The sequence below is a fragment of the Amphritea atlantica genome (assembly GCF_900111095.1).
GTDB classification, from domain to species: Bacteria; Pseudomonadota; Gammaproteobacteria; order Pseudomonadales; family Balneatricaceae; genus Amphritea; species Amphritea atlantica.
The window spans coordinates 336,529-354,823 of the sequence record NZ_FOGB01000002.1 but is presented as its reverse complement, the minus strand read 5'-3'; the positions used below and the strand labels follow the sequence as shown (position 1 = coordinate 354,823).

The window sequence follows — 18,295 nt, the reverse complement described above, 5'->3', positions numbered from 1 at the left end:
GCAGGAACGACAAGCGGACATTTCTTTGCCTGAGGGCCTCTGTTAAACTTAGCGCCCCTGAAGAAACACCGGCCAATCGCCGGACACACAACCTGCCAGTCCGGAACTATAGAATGTCTGCTGCGTCCTCCGACACAACCACAGTATTTACCGCACACCCTTTCCGCTGGTTTCTGGCGCTGCTCGCCCTGCTATTCTTCTATCGTGAATGGGTTGTTATCAGCACCCCAATCACCCTATTTTACGATGAGGCCTATTATCTTGGCTGGGCTCAGACGCTGGACTGGGGATATTACTCTAAACCGCCCGTCGTGGGCTGGCTGATCGCGCTGACCACCGCGGTTTTTGGTAACGCCGAATGGGCAGTCAAACTGGCATCACCGCTGCTGTACAGCGCCGCCGCCATTATTATCTATCGTACCGCTGAACGCTTTTCAGACGATAAGGTGATCGCAGCGAAAGCGGCGCTGTTCAGCGGCTCGGTCTTTCTGCTGATGCCGCTGGTCGGTTTTAACAGCCTGTTTATCACCACCGATGCCCCCCTGATCTTTTTCTGGTGTCTCTGCTTCTACGCCTTTCTGCGTGCAAAAGAGAGCAATAACGCCGGTTGGTGGCTGCTCGCCGGGGTTGCTGGCGGGCTGGGGCTGCTGTCCAAATATACGTTTATTATTTTACCCACCACCTTTCTGCTATACGCCGTCCTCAGCACAGCAGGAAGACAACTGCTGCTTAATCCCAGGTTCTGGCTGACCTGTTTGCTGGCGCTCAGCTTTCTGCTACCCAATCTCTATTGGAACTACCAGCACGACTTTATCAGCTTCCAGCATACGGCACAGATCTCCCACCAGAGCAGCAGCTCCATCAGCTTTAGCCGTCTGATCGAATTCTGGAGTGGCCAGCTGTTTGTCTTTGGCCCGGTGTTGCTGATCTACATTGTGATCCGGGGCCTCAGGCGCCAGCCCCGCAGTGATATTGAAAAACTGCTCTGGAGTCTGTTCTGGCCAACCTTTGCCGTGCTCTCAGTCCAGGCGTTTATGGCCCGTGCCAACATCAACTGGGCAGGCCCCGCCTATGTTGGTGCCTCCCTGCTGGCGGGTTATTATCTGAGTCAGCTAAAAGGCTATCGTATATTGCTGATCGGCCTGCTCTCTAACCTGCTGTTGTCGATGGCTTTCTACCATTATGGCAGCATCACAAACGTGCTGGGCATAGAGCGTAAGTGGGGTAACGATCCCTACAAACGGATTCTCGGCTGGCCGGAGTTTGTACATCAGTTTCAGCCCTGGTTTGACCAGTATCCGGATTACAAGCTGGCCAGTGACTCCCGTAAACTGCTGGCTTACTTTGGCTATTACATCACGCCGCAGGATTTTAAAGGGGTCGCGCTGAGTGACGATAACTATATCGAGGATCACTATGAGCTTCAGTACCCACTGGCCAGAAGTCAGGAGAAACGGTTTTTATTTATCAGTGAACATGATGTAGAAGCCAAGCTGAAGCGTTATTTTACTGAGGTGACGCTGCTGACTGAACAGTCCCTGCCACTGTACAGCAACTTCACCCGCTCAGCCCGACTGTATAAGGTCAGCGGCTTTAAAGGGATGACTCAGAAGGACAAACAGTAATCCGATGGCCTACCTCATGTCGTTAACTCAACTCAAATACTGCCGGGATGTCGTACTGTTTCTGATCTGTGTTGCGGTTTTCATCGGGTTCCCTCAGATCGACCTGTCTATCGCCGGACTGTTCTACGACCCGCAGACGCAGCAGTTCATCTATAACAACAACCCGATTATCCAGTTTATCTACCGACTGTTTGCCTTCATTCATATCCCGATTCTGCTGGGCCTGATCATCGCCGGTTTGTTGATCCGGTTTACTAAACTGACGCTGAAAAACTATAAAAAATGGAGTATCACCTTTCTCTTAACCGCCCTTATTTTAGGCCCCGGCCTGCTGGTAAACACGGTTCTGAAGGATAACTCCATTGGTCGTGCACGGCCGGTGCAGGTGGAAAATTTTGGCGGCGATAAGCAGTTCACCCCGGCATTCGTATACTCCGGCGCCTGCAGTAGAAACTGCTCGTTCGTCAGCGGCCATGCCGCCATGGGTTTCTACTTTATGATTCTGGGATGGCTCTTTGCATCCCGCAAAGCCTTTTGGGGCGGTTGTATGGTGGGGGTTGTGCTCGGACTGACCCGTATTGTGCAGGGGGGGCACTTTTTCAGCGATGTGCTGTTTGCCTTCTGGGCGGTCTATTTTGTTATTGCGCTGCTGGGTGCCCTGTTTGGCTTCCGACACCCACTTTATTCATCCACCCGATAAACGAACACCGGCAGCTTTTCTCTGAGGCAGAGATCAGTCGGTCTCACTGTCACACAGCTGCACGGTGACATGCTGCTCGATGGGGAAAACCGCCGGGCCATACTGGTTGAAAATAGCCACGTCGGCGGCATCCCGGCCATACCCCAGGGCCACATACCCCCCTTTGCGCGAGGTCTCAGAAAGAGCGTACTGGGTGGCATCGAAGGTATACCAGCGCCCCCCCACATAGGCTTCAAACCAGGCGTGCAGATCCATCGGATAGAGGTCATGCAGATATCCCACCACCATTCTCGCCGGAATACAGAGACTACGGCACAGCGCGATACCGAGATGCGCCAGATCACGGCAGACCGCAGACGGCTGATGGTTGACCTCCTGAGCGGATAACAGCAGATCGCTGACGCCCGGCTCATAGCGAAAAGTGTTGCGCAACCAGGTTTCGATCGCTGCGACCTGATCATAGCCCGGCAGACAACCAGCAGTAATCTGGCTGGCCATCTGGCCAAACCGGTCTGCCTCACAATACCGGCTGGGCAGCAGATAGCTTAGTACCGCGTCGGGCAAGTTCTGCACTTCAACAAAAGCAGCTCCTGGCGCGCGATCGAGGCTATCCGCGGTCATCACCCGGGATGAGGTAGATATGGAGAAGTTGCCAGCCGGTGCCACCAGCCGCTGACACAGGTTGCCATAGTTATCGGTAAACTCCATCACCGGCAGGCTCGGCACAATCTTATATTCCTCCCGGGCAATCCACTGCAGGGCACCGCTGCGGGGGCGTAACATCAGCACAAAAGGGGTCGGTATAGCGATTTCAAATAAAAGATCACAGCTCGTTTGTAACCACATCAGGATATCCTTGCGGTTGAATGGGCGAATAGTTCGCAGATTAAGCTCGCCAGCATTGTGTTAACCTTCCAATGACTGGCGGGTGAACTGATCAACTTAGTTTTGCACCCTGCTGACATCAACAGAGACGGTGAGTTTCTGGCTTTTACCACCATCAAAAAACACACCTTTCAACGGCGAAACATCGCCATAATCACGCCCCCAGGCGGTTGTGATATGGTGCTCAGCGGGCATATTGTTATTCGTAGGGTCAAACTCAAACCAGCCCTCTCCGGGTGAAAAAACAGCAAACCAGGCATGGGAGGCATCGCTGCCAACCAGTTTTTCCTGTCCCGGCGGCGGCAGTGTTTCCAGATAACCGCTGACATAGCGGGCGGGAAACCCAAGAGAGCGCAGACAGCCAATCGCCAGATGCGCGAAATCCTGACAGACACCACGTTTATTGCGTAACACCTCATCCAGCGGCGTGGCGATGCTGGTGGATTCCGGGTCGTAAGTAAAGTCGGTATAGATCCGCTGCGTCAGCTCCCGCACTGCCGAGAGCAGGGGACGGTTGCTGGCGAAGGAGGATCGGGCATACTCACGCAGCGAGGCAGCGGTTTTGATCATCGGCGAATTCAGCACAAACTCCCGCGCTTCCAGCACCGGTAACTCGCGGCTTTCCTGCAGCGCCACCAACGCCTGACCACAGGTATTGCCAAAGTCGAGATCAAGCTCACACTCCCGGGCATATTTACTCTCATGCACCCGAATCTCGGTGGTTACATCAATTTTGAGTTCCCGGTGAGGTTGTTCCAGGGAAAAAAAGTACGCTTTATTGCCGAAATAATCACTGCGCTGCTGCCCCAGTGTATACGCCGGGAAGATCTGAATCCGGCTATCACTACAGCTCTGATACTCAGTATCACGTGGCAACAGGTACGCCCGGTTGTAGCACAACGTCACCGGCTTCTCATATTCGTAGTGGGTGATATGACGAATGCGATAGATCATAATTCCTCATCCCAGGCGGTGCGCACAAGTTGCTGGTGTACCTTGATCTGATCAAAGTATTTGGTGCTGATCTGATTTGAAGTTTCCTGCAGCAGATACTGCAACCTTGCCAACAACTGATCAAGCCCGGCACGGGTTTTGGTTTTTTCGTCTTCTGCCACCAGCGCATCAAGACTGCTCAGCTGAATAGCAGAGGAGGCTTCCAGCATATAGCGATCTTCCTCTGCCAGACCCGAGCCATGCACGGCTGAAGGAAGCTCCCCAAGGTGTCGGCGAAGCTGTTCAACCTGATAAAACACCGAACGCGGATTGCTGTTATCGTGCAGCAGCAACTCAAGCCCCTGGGCCATATCGCTGCCGGAATGGTCTCGCCGGCGGAAGGTGATCAGCACTTCGGAGCTGAGCAGAATCGATTCCAGCACCTGCAGCTGCTGATACTCTGGCAATACAGCCACCAGCGAGGAACGGATCAGAGACAATCCCTGAAGTGCTTTCTCAACCCGCAGCCCCATATCGATAAAGCGCCAGCCCAGTCCCCGTACCATGCTCTCCTGCCACAAACCGGAGAGTGCCAGCAGGGTTGTAACCAGAGGATCCAGCGCTTCTTCCGGGGCCGCTGTCAGCCCCTGTTTAAGCGAATCGGCCAGTCCACTCAGCTCATCCCGAAGGTCATTAATCACCCTCTGGGTATCCGCCGACAACATCTCCCTCACCTGATCAGAACACTCCAGCAGCGAGTTCAGATTGGCAGTAACACTACCGGTGCGTTTGCCATCCAGCACCACCGACAGCAACTCCGCTTCAGGTTGCAGGGACGCCGACTCAGCCGACAAGACAAAACCGGGGTAGGTGGTGGTCAGTTGGGTAACCGTCTGCAACAACACCTGGCGGGTTTCAGCCGGCATATGATAGGTGCTGTTCAGCTGCACGAATACGGTTCTGAGCAATCTCAGTGCCGATTCGGCCCGCACCGCGTAACGTCCCATCCAGTATAGGTTCTCGACCACCCGGCAGGGGAAAGAGGTGCGCGGCTGCATCTGGCTTTTAGCCGGAGCAGGCTGTGGTCGTTGCTCCATCAGGGAGACCTGTTTTTCAGGTTCCGATGCAAGGATCCAGGTATCCTTGCTGATCGCCCCCCTGAGATTACTCAGGTTAAGGCTATCGGCCTGATCGCCTACCCGGGTCAGCCCCCCCGGCATCACATTGTAAGAGGAGCTGGTTGCAACCGAGTAACCCCGCAGAATCGAAGGCCGGGGCAGCAGCTGGCTATCTTTCCAGGACGGAGTCGTGGAGGGACGAATATATTCCTGAGCAACAAACTTCAACGGGTCCAGGCGGATCTTCCCGATCAGCTCCTGACACTGGTTGTCATCTAACGAAGCACCAAAAACGCTCTGTTCGGAGGGTTTGCGAAAGCAGGATTTAATCACCAGCCGACGGATATTTTCAATCACATAGGTCAGGTCCTGAGGGTCTCCACACCAGTAGGTTTTAACCGAGGCGAGCTGTGGTTCCCGCCCGAGAAAGTGACTGGCGATCTGTGGCATATAACGCAACAACGCCGGGTTTTCCAGAAACCCTGAGCCCATCGGGTTGGCGACGATCACCCGCCCGGCCCGCACCACCTCAAGCAACCCGGGCACTCCCAGGCGGGAATCACTTTTGAGTTCTACCGGATCACAATAAAAATCATCGACCCGCCGCAACACCACATCAACCCGTTCCAGCCCGCCCAGCGACTTCATCCACAGATACCCTTTACTCACCCGCAGGTCACTCCCCTGCACCAGAGGGAAACCAAGATAGTTGGCCAGATAGGTATGCTCGAAATAGGTTTCGTTATAGGAGCCCGGGGTCAGAATGACAATCCGCGGTTGCTCATTGGTGATCGAGCTGGCAAGGCTGTTCAGTTTGAGACGTAACGATTGAAAGAAGAGTGATAACCGATGCACATGGCTGTCACGAAACAGCGATGGCAGCACCCGGGACATTACGGTGCGGTTTTCCAGTGCATAACCAGCGCCACTGGGCGCCTGTGTGCGGTCACCGATCACCTGAATCGCGCCGGTATGGTCCCGTACCATATCAGAGGCGTGCATCACCAACTGATGCTCACCAGGCAGAGCCAGCCCGTCACAGGCGCGCAGAAAGCCTCCATGACTGTAGAGCAACTCAGGCGGCAAAATACCCAGACGAATCAGGTCACGTTTGCCATAGACATCTTTAAGTACCAGGTCCAGCAGCTCAGCCCGTTCCTGCAGGCCGGCCTCAATAGCGGCCCACTCTTCACTGGAGATCAGTGCAGGCACCGGATCAAGTTGCCAGGTGGTCGCTGACAACGAGCCACTGTTATAGGTCGCGCCATCGTCCCGCAGAATACGTTCAGCTTTTAGCTGGCGCTCACGAATCCCCTGAACCCCCAGGGTTTTAAGGCCATCGAGCAGATATTGCCAATGCCCCTGGATCTGCGACTGATCGCCATAGACCTCGTCATATCCAGAGCCTTCGGCTGAATACTGCAACCCATCAGGGCTTTCTGCGGCTCGTGTTTCCATCAGGTTTCGGCACCAAAATTATATCAGGCTGCATAGTATGCCATGACTTGACTACGTTTCCATCTGTCTGCGCAGATCCAGGGTATGCGGGTACTCATTTGCAGGCATCTCCGCTGGCGGAGCCATCGGCCGCGGTGGCGCATTATTGGCGAAAAACTCCCGGATACCGGCGAACTCCGGCATATGAGTGGTCGCCGGCGGGGTTGGCGTATGTTCCGTATCACCAAAGCGGTTGATACGCCGGGACTCAGCCTCAAACGCATTGACCGGGAAGGTTTCATAACTGCGACCACCCGGATGCACCACATGGTAGCTGCAGCCACCAATGGTTTGTCCGTTCCAGGTATCGATCAGATCAAAAATCAGTGGCGAATGAACCCCGATGGTCGGATGCAGTGCCGACTGCGGAGCCCAGGCTTTGTAGCGCACAGCAGCAACAAACTCACCATGACGCCCGGTAGACCGAAGCGGTATGCGGCGGCCATTACACGCCAGCACATAACGATCCGGCGTCAGCCCTTCCACCCTGACCTGCAAGCGCTCAACGGAGGAGTCAACAAAGCGCGCAGTGCCGAAACTACCCACCTCTTCACCCAGCACATGCCAGGGCTCGATCGCCCAGCGCAGTTCGATCCGTACATCATCAATATCGACGCTGCCGTAGTGGGGAAAACGGAACTCTTCAAAAGGCGCCAGCCATTCCTGCTGGAATGGAATACCATGCTGCTGCAGATCCTTAACCACTTCACGAATATCAGCCCAGACATAGTGAGGCATCATAAAGCGGTCATGCAGCTCGGTTCCCCAGCGCACCAGCGGTTTTTTATAGGGATCTTGCCAGAAACGCGCCATCAGACAGCGGATCAGCAACGCCTGCACCAGCGCCATCTGCGGATGCGGTGGCATCTCAAAACCACGAAACTCCAGCAGTCCCTGACGCCCCGAAGATAGCCCCGGCGAGTAGAGCTTATCGATGCAGAACTCTGAACGATGGGTATTACCGGTTATATCCACCAACAGGTTGCGCATCAGCCGGTCTATCAACCAGGGCTGATCAACAATCCCGTCGGGCATCAGATCAAAGGCGGTCTCCAGCTCATAGAGCATCTCCTCCCGTCCTTCATCAACCCGGGGCGCCTGACTGGTAGGACCGATAAACATACCGGAGAACAGATAGGACAACCCAGGATGGTGCTGCCAGTAGGTCACAAAGCTACGCAGCAGGTCTGGCCGACGCAGAAATGGGCTATCAGCCGGAGTGGCCGCCCCCAGCGTGATATGGTTCCCCCCGCCGGTGCCGGTATGACGACCATCCAGCATAAACTTCTCAGCGCCAAGCCGCGACAAGCGGGCCTCTTCATAGAGGATCTGGGTATTGTCAGACAGCTCACGCCAGTTATCAGACGGATGAATATTCACTTCAATGACGCCGGGATCAGGGGTCACCTTAAAGCAGCGAATACGCTCATCTTTAGGCGCTTCATAGCCCTCAATCACCACCGGCACTTCAAGTTCTGCCGCGGTGTCTTCGATCAGCTCCACCAGGGCTACATAATGTTCAAGATGATCCAGTGGCGGCAAAAACAGATAGAGGCAACCGTTGCGCGGTTCAACACACAGAGTGGTACGTACCACCTCAACCGGAGTGGTCACGCTGCCGATCGATTCAGACGGCGCGGCGCAGGCCTGAGCAGAACTCAGTCCGGCATCGGGGAGGGTCTGGACGGCGGAGAAAGGGTCCCGGGGATGCTCCCGGTGCAGTTCCTCATCGGTCATCAGCGGCAGTGAGTTCAGCGGCAGGCGCAGCCCGATAGGCGAATCACCCGGAATCAGCGTCAGGGTATCACGGCGCAGTGGCCAGGGGCTTGAACGCCAGTGCTGAGTGGTGTAGTTCCAGCCCAGTGGCAGGCAGTAGCCTACCGGTTTCCCCAGGTCCTGCGACAGCAGTTGTGCCAGTTTCTTACGCTCCAGGTCATCCTTCAGATCCGCTTTAAGCGGATCAACATTGTCCGGCAGCGTTTGCTCTTTCCACAGATAATAGAGCGAATCTTCATAGGCAGGAATCACCCGTTTGGCGGGCAGCCCCGCCTTTTCAGCCAGCAGCTGGGCAAACTTCCTGGCGGTCTTGCGGGTCACACCATAATCTTTATCCACCCGTGCCAGCAGCTTAGCGTCGCGCCACAAAGGCTGGCCATCGGTGCGCCAGAAACAACCCAGCGCCCAGCGGGGCACCTCCTCACCGGGATACCATTTACCCTGGCCGTAGTGCAGCAAACCACCGGGGGCAAATTTTTCCCGCAAGCGCAGTAACAGGTCTTTGGCCAGCCGTAGTTTATCCTCTCCCAGGGCTTCGGTATTCCACTGAGCGCCATCCATATCATCGATCGACACAAAGGTAGGCTCTCCCCCCATGGTCAGACGAACATCCAGATCCGTCAGTTGCTGATCAACAGCGCCCCCCAGGGCTTCAATACACTGCCACTGTTGCTCCGTATAGGGTTTGGTCACCCGCGGGTCTTCATGGATACGGGTAACCTCATTGCTGAATGAAAACTCCACTTCGCAGGGATCGATCCCACCGGCAATCGGTGCCGCTGAACGGGGGGAAGGAGTACAGGCCAGAGGAATATGACCTTCCCCGGCAAACAGACCCGATGTCGGATCCAGGCCAATCCAGCCGGCCCCAGGAATGTACACCTCGCACCAGGCGTGCAGATCAGTGAAGTCTTTATCGGTTCCCGATGGACCATCCAGCGCTTTTACGTCCGCCACCAGCTGTACCAGATAACCCGATGCAAAGCGGGCAGCCAAACCCAGATGCCGCAGTATCTGCACCAGCAACCAGGCAGTATCCCGGCATGAACCCCGCTTCAGCTCCAGTGTCTCTTCACTGGTCTGAACCCCCGGCTCCATGCGGATATTGTAATCAATTTCACTTTCCAGACGCTGATTCAGATAAACCAGAAAGTCGTTGGTGGGCATCGGTTCCCGGGGCACGGAGCGGACCCACTCCTGAATTAACGGGCCGTTATCTACAATCTCCAGATAGGGTTTGAGTTCTGACAGCAGCTCTTTCTCATAGGTAAACGGAATCTTCTCGGCATACTCTTCAAGAAAGAAATCAAACGGGTTAATCACCGTCATATCGGCGATCACCTCCACCTCTACCCGCAGGTGATCACTCTTCTCCGGAAACACCAAACGGGCCAGGAAGTTACCAAAAGGGTCCTGCTGCCAGTTAATAAAGTGGTTTTCCGGACTTATTTTCAGGGAATAGGCCTTAATCGGAGTCCGGCTATGGGCCGCTGGCCGCAGTCTGATCGTGTGCGGGGACATTTTTACCGCTTTGTCGAAGCGATATTCAGTAATATGATGGATTGCGGTTCGTATGGCCATTCGGTACCCCGTAAATCGATAAAAAACCATTCTGGATAAAGCATAAAAGCTCAAACAGGCTCAACGGATTCCGGTCAGGATGACCCGAATCGCTGTTCGTCAGAAAAATAATCTCTGCGCCCCATCATCGCTGTTCAATATGACAAACTATGATCGTTTTCATCATAGTGCACTCTTTCAGGATTAACAGACAGGGTCTATACCTCAGACAGCCGTCCTTTCACTCTCCCGGTGCACCGCTGATCTTTGCACCACAACAATGCAGCGATATCAAAGCCGATGCAGTCAACGCTCCTGCACGCTGAGCCCCTGCACTCAAACAGCGCACAAATTGCACAGTTCGGGCTATATACAAGGTAGAGCAATAAACAGGCCAGCGACAGCAGATTGATCGATAAGGGTATACCTTTGATGCCGTAATAACAGCTTTTCAGGTTTCCCTGTTTTACAGGCTACGATAACCTTCCGCAGACAATGTATCCGCGCAATTCTCGTCTGAAGAGTTGTCTCAATAATGTTTGAAGAATATTCGGTGACGCTGCGGACAGTCTCAGGTGTTCGCGGTATGATCACGGATTAACCCGGCCCCAGCCCTTTTCTGCGCCCCACTGTACGGATTTATTATGGATCAAAAAACCATCTCCACTCTGCCACTATCAACCAGGGTGACAGGCTGGACACTGCTGCTGATGCTGCTGCTTTCACTGATCACAGCACTGACCCACGCCGTGCCTGACTATGTTGCCGGCGCGCCGGTATGGCTGGCAGCGGCGCTGCTGATTCGCCGCCAACGGCCTAACCAGCTGATCCAGAGCGCAGTACTGTTGATTGCCGGTGCCACAGGCCTTGCTATCGGTGTTTATCAGGGGGTCGACCACCGCTATCTGCTGAAAGCACTGGCCGCTAACCAACTGGTCATCGCCATGCTGATCGGCGTCAGCTTTCTGCGGATTGTCGCAATCCGGGGAATTGAAAATGATGATCGCCTGCCCGCCGGACGCAAACCGTTGCTTCGTACCCTGTTCGGCACCCACCTGATCGCCGCGGTGATCAACATCTCATCGGTCATGATTGTCGGCGACCGGCTGACTGCCCGGCGCCCGCTGAGCCCTTTGCAGGGGCTAACCCTGTTACGCGCATTCAGTATCTGCGCCTGCTGGTCCCCCTTCTTTGCTGCCATGGGGGTGGTGCTTATCAGCGCACCCGGGGCGCAGCTGAGTACACTGATCATCTATGGATTACCCACCGCACTAACGGCGTTGCTGTTCAGTGCCTGGCAGATAGCCCGCCACCCGGATGCAGTAGAGACTCAGGGATACCCGATGCATTTTGCCGCCCTGTGGATGCCGCTATTACTGGCAATTCTGGTGCTGATTGCGCACCTCTACCTGCCGCAACTGTCGGTAATAACACTGGTCACCCTGATCTCAATACTGTTTACCCTCATCTACCTGCTGCTGCGACAACCTAAAGACTGTGCCAGACTGCTGACAACCCATATCCAGGAAGGTCTGCCAAAGATGGGCAGTGAAGTGACTCTGTTTCTTGCTGCAGCGGTACTTGCATCGGGTGTCGCAGCACTGCTGGAGTCACTGCAGATCAGACTGGCGCCCGAGCATTTTAGCGCTCCGGAAGCCTCCCTGACACTGATCGCGCTGGTCGGTTTAGCACTGATCGGCATGCACCCGGTCACCTCTGCGGTATTAGCTGGCAGCATACTGATGCCCGCCGTCAGTGACCCCAACCTGCTGGGCATCACACTGCTGTTGAGCTGGTCGATCGGGGTCGGACTGTCACCGTTTTCCGGTGTTCAACTCAGTCTGCAATCACGTTATGGCATCTCTGCGATAGCATTGATGAAGCTTAACCGTATCTATGGTCCGGTCATGCTGGCAACAGGGTTTGCGGTGCTATGGACCTATTCAGCAATCAGTGGATAAAGTGGCGCTATTTTAGGGAGGAGGTAAGGAGAAATGGTGCCGGCACCAAGAGTCGAACTCGGGACCTACTGATTACAAGTCAGTTGCTCTACCAACTGAGCTATACCGGCACTGTGATAAGCGGGATTACCTGGCTTCGCCTTGCCCTTCGGGCCGTCGCTACGCTCCGTTGTCTCGCTTCGCTCGGCTCGAACCCCCGACCAACAGGATCGGAAACCGGGCATAGAAGACCCTCAAAAGCCGTCAGAACAACGATCTTCAAACCTCAATTGTTCGACGATTACACCAAAAACGGGAGGATTCGCGGCCACAGCGCTTTATGCAACGGCACTGTGACCGAAGTGTGCCTATATTTTTAATTCAAAAAACGCTTAACTACTTTTTTTAGGTTCTGATAGCTTTCGTCTGAACTTGGAGTAAGCGAAAGGGTAATTACTTCTCCTGATGGCGACCGAAGCATCCCATGTTTTTTCCTTCTAGAGTACGACCATCCGTTACCAACTAAACTTTTAACTAATTTACTCACATCCTTATTGCTTGAGTAATACATAATAAACTCCTCCCTAAGTTATGTGTTCAATTCTTTTCCCCACTCTACGACTCTTGAATTTTCAATGTCGGATCCTCTATCTGACTTAACCCCATCTGTAAGCTCATTCACAAATCGATTTTTCGAACTCTTTCTCCATATTGAATGGACATCAGAATCATCAGAAATAATTTGACGGATCACATGAACCCTGATCGGCCCAACTACCCCTTCAAAAGTAGGTAGTCTTGGTCTTACTTTGGGCCAGGCCTCAACACATAATCCTGCATGATTTTTTCCAGCCGAGAAATCTACATACCTAGTAGTATCGTTCAGTTCCTTTGGCGAAAATTTCTGCAAAAGAGCTGCTAACTTGTTCTGCACTTCAGAAAGTGTTTTGAAAGTACGAAAAGCTTCCTCACGTACTTGCTGATTAGTAACATCCCATGAATAAACTGTTACTTGATAGACTCCTTTATCTGTAAAGCGCCGGGCTCCATTTACGAAGACATCATCAGCTTCTTCTCTAGCCATTCCAAAAAGCTCTTCCTCCATCAGCTCACTTTCGAACTCACTTTCCGGAGTCCAACACAACCCCATGTCTTGATTGAACCAAACACGACGAAATTCAAATTCCCAATCAAACCCTGCATCCTCACAGGACGAAGTAAGGCGGTAGTGACCTTTGCTAATTTGAATGTTGATAATCACTTTCTCTTCTGAATAAAAGTACCTTCTGTAATCAGCCCAAGAGTTTTTAAGCTTTTCGAGCAAATTATGAGCATATGAGAAAATCAAATGCTCACCAGTAACAGGGTCTTTAGCCCAATACTCCGCTTTGCAGTGAATGTTTCCTTCCATTAATTCATTCACAGACAACCCAAAGTATTGGGCTAGTTTCGTAGCTGTCTCAGAGCTTGTATTGCCTGAAGCCTCAATTTTTTGAACACCTCTATCTGAGATCCCAATGGCTGTAGCCAAAGCCACTTGAGACACTTTTTCCTTTTTCCGCAGATGCTTTATGACTCTTGGATTAATCTTCAGCGAATCCGGCATGCCTATCTCCTTACCTATATTGATGTGAGGATCATTATATGCTTCCTCTAGTTCGTGTAAATGCGAACAACACGAACTATGATATCCATATCTAAACTAGCAAATCACTAACCACAGGCTTCAACTTACCTTTAATCAAAGACATATCGAATACCAATTCCACATCAATCGGGAATCGCAAATTTTCCAGTTTTGACAATAATTGTTCATCCATTTTCATTGGCACCGATGTAAGTTCATAACCACCCATACCCTGAATTTGATAATTTGGACTGGAACGTCCTTCCTGTTTCACCAGTATGTAGAGAGCGGCAAACTCGAAATTACTTTGGTTCTTCTGTGAATAACCATTTACAGCTTTGTACCCACAAACCAGATTCTTATTGCTCATATCACTCTCCCGATCCATCTTTAAATTTTTGTACAGTTCTTCTGCCCAAGCTCGTGGCGCATCATCAAGCACAGCTTGTCTTATTTTTTCCTTTGTTAAGTTGCCCGATTTCAATAAGCCCGACAGGTCTACCTCAATCAGCTTTGCTTTGTTGGAAATAACCTTCTTCAGTTTCTCCTCATCAACGGCGTGAGTAACTTTTATCTCAATATCAATGTCCTCACCTACATCAAACAATACAGCCCCAATATCAGCTACATACCCAAATCTCCGGCGCTCAACTTCTACAGCAGTAACCAACCTTCTTTCTTCTTCATCCGGTAGGCGTATACATTGCTCTTCTAAGAGCACCTGCTTACCCAGCAGATGCAAAGCGCTTTCGACCCCTTTGCCACAATTCTCTATTTGATAGTGTGCAAAGTGGTGCTGATTAACGTCTCCTTTTCTAGCAATCAACTTTCCTCCACAGTGCGGACAATAACAGCCGCAATCCAACCCTCTATCAACTTCATCAATGAAGACTAACTCGCCACCTTTAAGACCATAACTAAGATCAAATTCATCGCTTTTACACATTTTTAATTCCTTCGCTTGGATTAAGTTTGCGAGTTCATTAAAAACAATAGCGTGATAGACTTTCAGTCCTTAAACAGGGACAGAACAGTTATTGGGTTGTTTTTTATGGATACAAATCAATCAGATAAAGAGATAGCTCTAGGACTAGAATTTCTTGATAATTATTCTGGAAAGGGCAGTGGAACTAACGCATACAGAGTCCTAAAGCAGATATTTGAGTTTGCCAGCTCTGAAAGTGCACCCAAAGATGATAGTGGATCAGTCATTTTCTCTTGGCGAGACTTACAAACCGAAGAGGATGTAAGTGATGATGGCAAACGCCTCAAGAAATATCTTAAGGATGCGATTGAAAAGTGGCCGTTACATTACGAAAGGCTAAATCAGGATGCTGTTGATAGAAGCTTGAAGTATTTCCCAATCATTGAGCGAGGTGAAATGGGAGGAGGTGCCGGTAATGTCACGAAGTATCTAATAAAACCTCATCCGGTGACTGAGAGCACCGCTGTAGATAAAACTACCCTGCCCAGAGGATTTATAAGCTATACCTCCGAAACGAGTGAGACGACTAATCCATTCATTCGATTTGTCGATGGCATGATAGCTAAAGGCTTTAAGCTATACATGATTCTAGGAACAGTAATGTTAGCAATTATCTTGGCCATATTAACACTTATGGTTGGGCTATATTTGATACGTGTTCAAACAACAACTTTCGGCATATTGAGCTCAGCTATCGATATTGCAATCATAGTAGGAGCACTATATTCACTTTTTTCACCTATGTACTTCGCAGTCATGAATCGAATTATTATTGCACCGGTTTACCTATCCCCAAGCAGGAATTACTCAACACAGCTGGAGTACATTCGCACCAGAGAAAAGCATAAAAATGGCAAGCCTGTCAGACAGTTCCGAATAGTCTCTTATGTAGGCGAATGCCTAATCTGTAAAAGCAAAGTTGATGTTGAAAAAGGTAGAGGTAGTTTGTCTGGTAGGCTCATAGGTAGATGTGCAGATAGCCCTACAGAACATATTTATACTTTTGATCATCAGACCAAGCTAGGCAAGCTAATTCACAGCGAATATTTAGACTTAATCGATCAGAAAAAAATCACAAAGCCCCTCTCTTAATAGAAGGGTGCATTTTGCGAAAACACACATGACGACCCTGTAAATGATTCTATGTAACTGCCTGAGTTTAAATGTAATCCTTTAAGCGGTCTTCAAATTCAATCATAAAACGGTTAGTGGACCCTGTAAATGATTCTGTGTAACTGCCTGGGTTTAAATGTAATCCTTTAAGCGGTCTTCAAATTCAATCATAAAACGGTTTAGTGCTGCCTTCCAGTTTCTAATGGGCATTGTCCATTTTTGGGAGGCATCCTGAATCGCCAGATAGATCACCTTTCGTGCTGAGTCATCCGTTGGAAACAGTTTCCTCTTCTTGATCGCCTTACGAATAACGCTGTTGAGAGACTCGATCGCGTTGGTCGTATAGATTGCCTTACGTATGTCCTGAGGGTAATTGAACAATGTATTCAGATTCTCCCAATGAGAGTGCCATGAACGGCTGATCTGCGGGTATTTATCGTCCCAGCGATCAGAGAACTGCTCCAGCGCTTTCAGGGCTTCCTCTTCCGTGACTGACTGATAGATTTGCTTGAGATCAGCCGTGACGGCTTTGTAGTCCTTCCACGGGACGTACTTGACCGAATTGCGAACCATATGGACGATACAGAGCTGGATCTGTGTGTTGGGGAAAGCTGTATTAATCGCATCGGGAAAGCCTTTCAGACCATCGACACAGGCGATCAGGATGTCTTTGATCCCACGGTTTTGAAGCTCCGTGAGCACGTTCAGCCAGAACTTAGCACCCTCATTCTCAGAAAGCCAAAGGCCCAGTAATTCTTTGTGGCCCTCCAGATTAACCCCCAGAGCAAGATAAACCGCCTTGTTGATGACCTGCTTGTCCTGACGAATTTTGATGACGATGCAGTCCAGGTAGACAATGGGATACACCTCATCCAGAGGCCGCGACTGCCATTCAATCACCTGTTCCAGCACAGCGTCCGTGACCTTGGATATGAGGCTGGCAGAGACATCCGCATCGTACATTTCCTTGAAGGTGGCGACGATCTCGCGGGTAGTCATGCCCTTGGCGTACAGGCTTAGAATTTTGTCGTCCATCGACGTGAAGCGAGTCTGTTGCTTTCTGACTAGCTTCGGTTGAAAGCTGCCATCCCGATCCCGCGGAGCATCAATCTCGAACTGTCCGTCTTCGGTACGTAAGGTCTTGCTGGAGTATCCATTACAGCTGTTGTCTGAGGGGCTTTTACCATGCCTGTCATAACCCAGATGTTCATCCAGTTCGGCATTGAGGGCCGTTTCAACGGTGACTTTGGTTAGCATCCGCCGAAAATCATTGAGATCACTTTCGGTTTTAATGCTTTTGGCCGCTTCGCGAGCGAAGGCTTCGAGTTGTTTCTTATCCATGTTGCCTATCCTTAGCCATTACTGGCTCTATGATAGGCAGTTACACAATTCTATGTACAGGGTCACGATGAGGAGAAATCAGAGCATTAAAGACAAGTAAGCAGCGACTGCAGCCTGAGTAATTCCGATACCAACCCAGAGTAAGCCAGTAAGAGTCATGCCGGAACCATGAAGATTAATTTTTTCAGATCTGCGATGAAGCTCCCCTACTTTAGAAAGAACATCTTTTTGTATCTTTTTATCAATCCTTTTGTGGGTCTCCATTAAGTAACGCATTGTAAAGCGGTCATTATTAATGCTATCAACTATTTTTTCTATGTTCCTTTCCAGTCTTTCAACTCGATCTTCACACTCTTCTAGCTTTATAGGACTTAAATCTAATACCGTCTGTTCAACTGTAAACAATTTGCCAGATCCCGACTTCATAGCTGGCATCTTAAAACTGAAAAATCTTACGATGAGTTCATATGGACTATTTACTTCATATGCCTTCCATATACTCAACAACCCCCCGATAGTTGTCATTAGACCTGAAATCTGAAGAATATAACCACTGACATTCAATACTAATACAGTGTCTTTAAGGAACGCAGCAGGCACGAAGTAAGCCGCCATTACCCACATTACAAATAAGATGAACATCTTATTTCTTCGATACCACCACCTTAGAACTCTCACAGTAATCTCCTGACCAATTAAACATCAACATCCTGTTAGGTAACTTATTCAAGCTTAATAGGCAGCGTAAAACAATAGGTTTGAAGAGAGACTCGAACGAAAACACAACACTCTATGAGGCAATCCTCCGGAGACGGTATAAAGCAATTTTGGATGTTGTAAGAAGGGAAGAAATGGTGCCGGCACCAAGAGTCGAACTCGGGACCTACTGATTACAAGTCAGTTGCTCTACCAACTGAGCTATACCGGCACTGTGATAAGCGGGATTACCTGGCTTCGCCTTGCCCTCCAGGCAAATGCCCGAAACGGAGTCTTGTGCGAATTTATAGCAAGTAGAACTCGCAATATAGTGGCGCGCCTGGAGGGATTCGAACCCCCGACCAACAGGATCGGAACCTGCTACTCTATCCAGCTGAGCTACAGGCGCGCAGTTCATCAGTGATGATGAGGGCGGTATATTACCGATCTAACAGAGTACTGTCTATTGCTAAAGTGAATTTTTCAGCGATTCCGTTAT

General features: G+C 50.9%; 12 protein-coding genes, 3 tRNA genes and 1 other RNA gene. 4 read left to right on the top strand and 12 right to left on the bottom strand.

Going from position 1 to position 18,295, the window contains the following annotated elements:
* The first annotated feature begins 113 nt into the window (after positions 1–113).
* Positions 114–1,625: a glycosyltransferase family 39 protein gene (locus BMY09_RS04920; protein ID WP_091354766.1), complete on the top strand. Its 1,512-nt coding sequence runs from the start codon at positions 114–116 to the stop codon at positions 1,623–1,625.
* Positions 1,626–1,641: 16 nt separating this feature from the next.
* Positions 1,642–2,325, top strand: a complete 684-nt coding sequence (locus BMY09_RS04915; protein WP_245756502.1) for a phosphatase PAP2 family protein — start codon at positions 1,642–1,644, stop codon at positions 2,323–2,325.
* 33 nt (positions 2,326–2,358) lie between these two features.
* On the opposite strand, the gene BMY09_RS04910 is transcribed toward BMY09_RS04915, so the two are convergent.
* The 4 genes from BMY09_RS04910 to BMY09_RS04895 form a co-directional block, all read right to left on the bottom strand.
* The gene (locus BMY09_RS04910) at positions 2,359–3,171 is read right to left on the bottom strand and encodes a transglutaminase-like domain-containing protein (protein ID WP_091354759.1); all 813 of its coding nucleotides are present in this window, start codon (positions 3,169–3,171) and stop codon (positions 2,359–2,361) included.
* Positions 3,172–3,267: 96 nt separating this feature from the next.
* On the bottom strand, positions 3,268–4,164 hold the full coding sequence (locus BMY09_RS04905) for a transglutaminase family protein (protein WP_091354756.1): 897 nt from the start codon (positions 4,162–4,164) through the stop codon (positions 3,268–3,270).
* Positions 4,161–6,719: a circularly permuted type 2 ATP-grasp protein gene (locus BMY09_RS04900; protein ID WP_091354753.1), complete on the bottom strand. Its 2,559-nt coding sequence runs from the start codon at positions 6,717–6,719 to the stop codon at positions 4,161–4,163. The genes BMY09_RS04905 and BMY09_RS04900 overlap by 4 nt, the downstream gene beginning before the upstream one ends.
* A 51-nt stretch (positions 6,720–6,770) precedes the next feature.
* The gene (locus BMY09_RS04895) at positions 6,771–10,115 is read right to left on the bottom strand and encodes a transglutaminase family protein (protein ID WP_091354751.1); all 3,345 of its coding nucleotides are present in this window, start codon (positions 10,113–10,115) and stop codon (positions 6,771–6,773) included.
* Between the two features lie 623 nt (positions 10,116–10,738).
* On the opposite strand from BMY09_RS04895, the gene BMY09_RS04890 reads away from it, so the two are divergent.
* Positions 10,739–12,055: a hypothetical protein gene (locus tag BMY09_RS04890; RefSeq protein WP_091354748.1), complete on the top strand. Its 1,317-nt coding sequence runs from the start codon at positions 10,739–10,741 to the stop codon at positions 12,053–12,055.
* A gap of 34 nt (positions 12,056–12,089) precedes the next feature.
* Here BMY09_RS04890 and BMY09_RS04885 read toward each other — a convergent pair.
* The 4 genes from BMY09_RS04885 to BMY09_RS04870 all read right to left on the bottom strand — a co-directional run bounded on the left by BMY09_RS04885 (position 12,090) and on the right by BMY09_RS04870 (position 14,607).
* Positions 12,090–12,165, bottom strand: a tRNA-Thr gene (locus BMY09_RS04885).
* Position 12,166: 1 nt separating this feature from the next.
* Positions 12,167–12,291: non-coding RNA, RtT sRNA (locus BMY09_RS04880), on the bottom strand.
* Positions 12,292–12,623: 332 nt separating this feature from the next.
* Positions 12,624–13,640, bottom strand: a complete 1,017-nt coding sequence (locus BMY09_RS04875; protein WP_091354745.1) for a helix-turn-helix domain-containing protein — start codon at positions 13,638–13,640, stop codon at positions 12,624–12,626.
* A 91-nt stretch (positions 13,641–13,731) separates the two neighbouring features.
* Positions 13,732–14,607, bottom strand: coding sequence for a competence protein CoiA family protein (locus tag BMY09_RS04870; RefSeq protein ID WP_091354742.1), 876 nt, complete (start codon positions 14,605–14,607; stop codon positions 13,732–13,734).
* A gap of 105 nt (positions 14,608–14,712) precedes the next feature.
* On the opposite strand from BMY09_RS04870, the gene BMY09_RS04865 reads away from it, so the two are divergent.
* Positions 14,713–15,738 carry a hypothetical protein gene (locus tag BMY09_RS04865; RefSeq protein WP_091354739.1) on the top strand — a complete coding sequence of 342 codons (1,026 nt, stop codon included), beginning with the start codon at positions 14,713–14,715 and terminating at the stop codon, positions 15,736–15,738.
* A 153-nt stretch (positions 15,739–15,891) separates the two neighbouring features.
* On the opposite strand, the gene BMY09_RS04860 is transcribed toward BMY09_RS04865, so the two are convergent.
* From BMY09_RS04860 to BMY09_RS04845, 4 genes are all read right to left on the bottom strand, one after another.
* Positions 15,892–17,100: an IS256 family transposase gene (locus BMY09_RS04860; protein WP_091354736.1), complete on the bottom strand. Its 1,209-nt coding sequence runs from the start codon at positions 17,098–17,100 to the stop codon at positions 15,892–15,894.
* Positions 17,101–17,178: 78 nt separating this feature from the next.
* Positions 17,179–17,742: a hypothetical protein gene (locus tag BMY09_RS04855; RefSeq protein WP_091354734.1), complete on the bottom strand. Its 564-nt coding sequence runs from the start codon at positions 17,740–17,742 to the stop codon at positions 17,179–17,181.
* Between the two features lie 210 nt (positions 17,743–17,952).
* Positions 17,953–18,028 (bottom strand) — tRNA-Thr (locus BMY09_RS04850).
* Positions 18,029–18,128: 100 nt separating this feature from the next.
* Positions 18,129–18,205, bottom strand: a tRNA-Arg gene (locus tag BMY09_RS04845).
* Between the last annotated feature and the right edge of the window lie 90 nt (positions 18,206–18,295).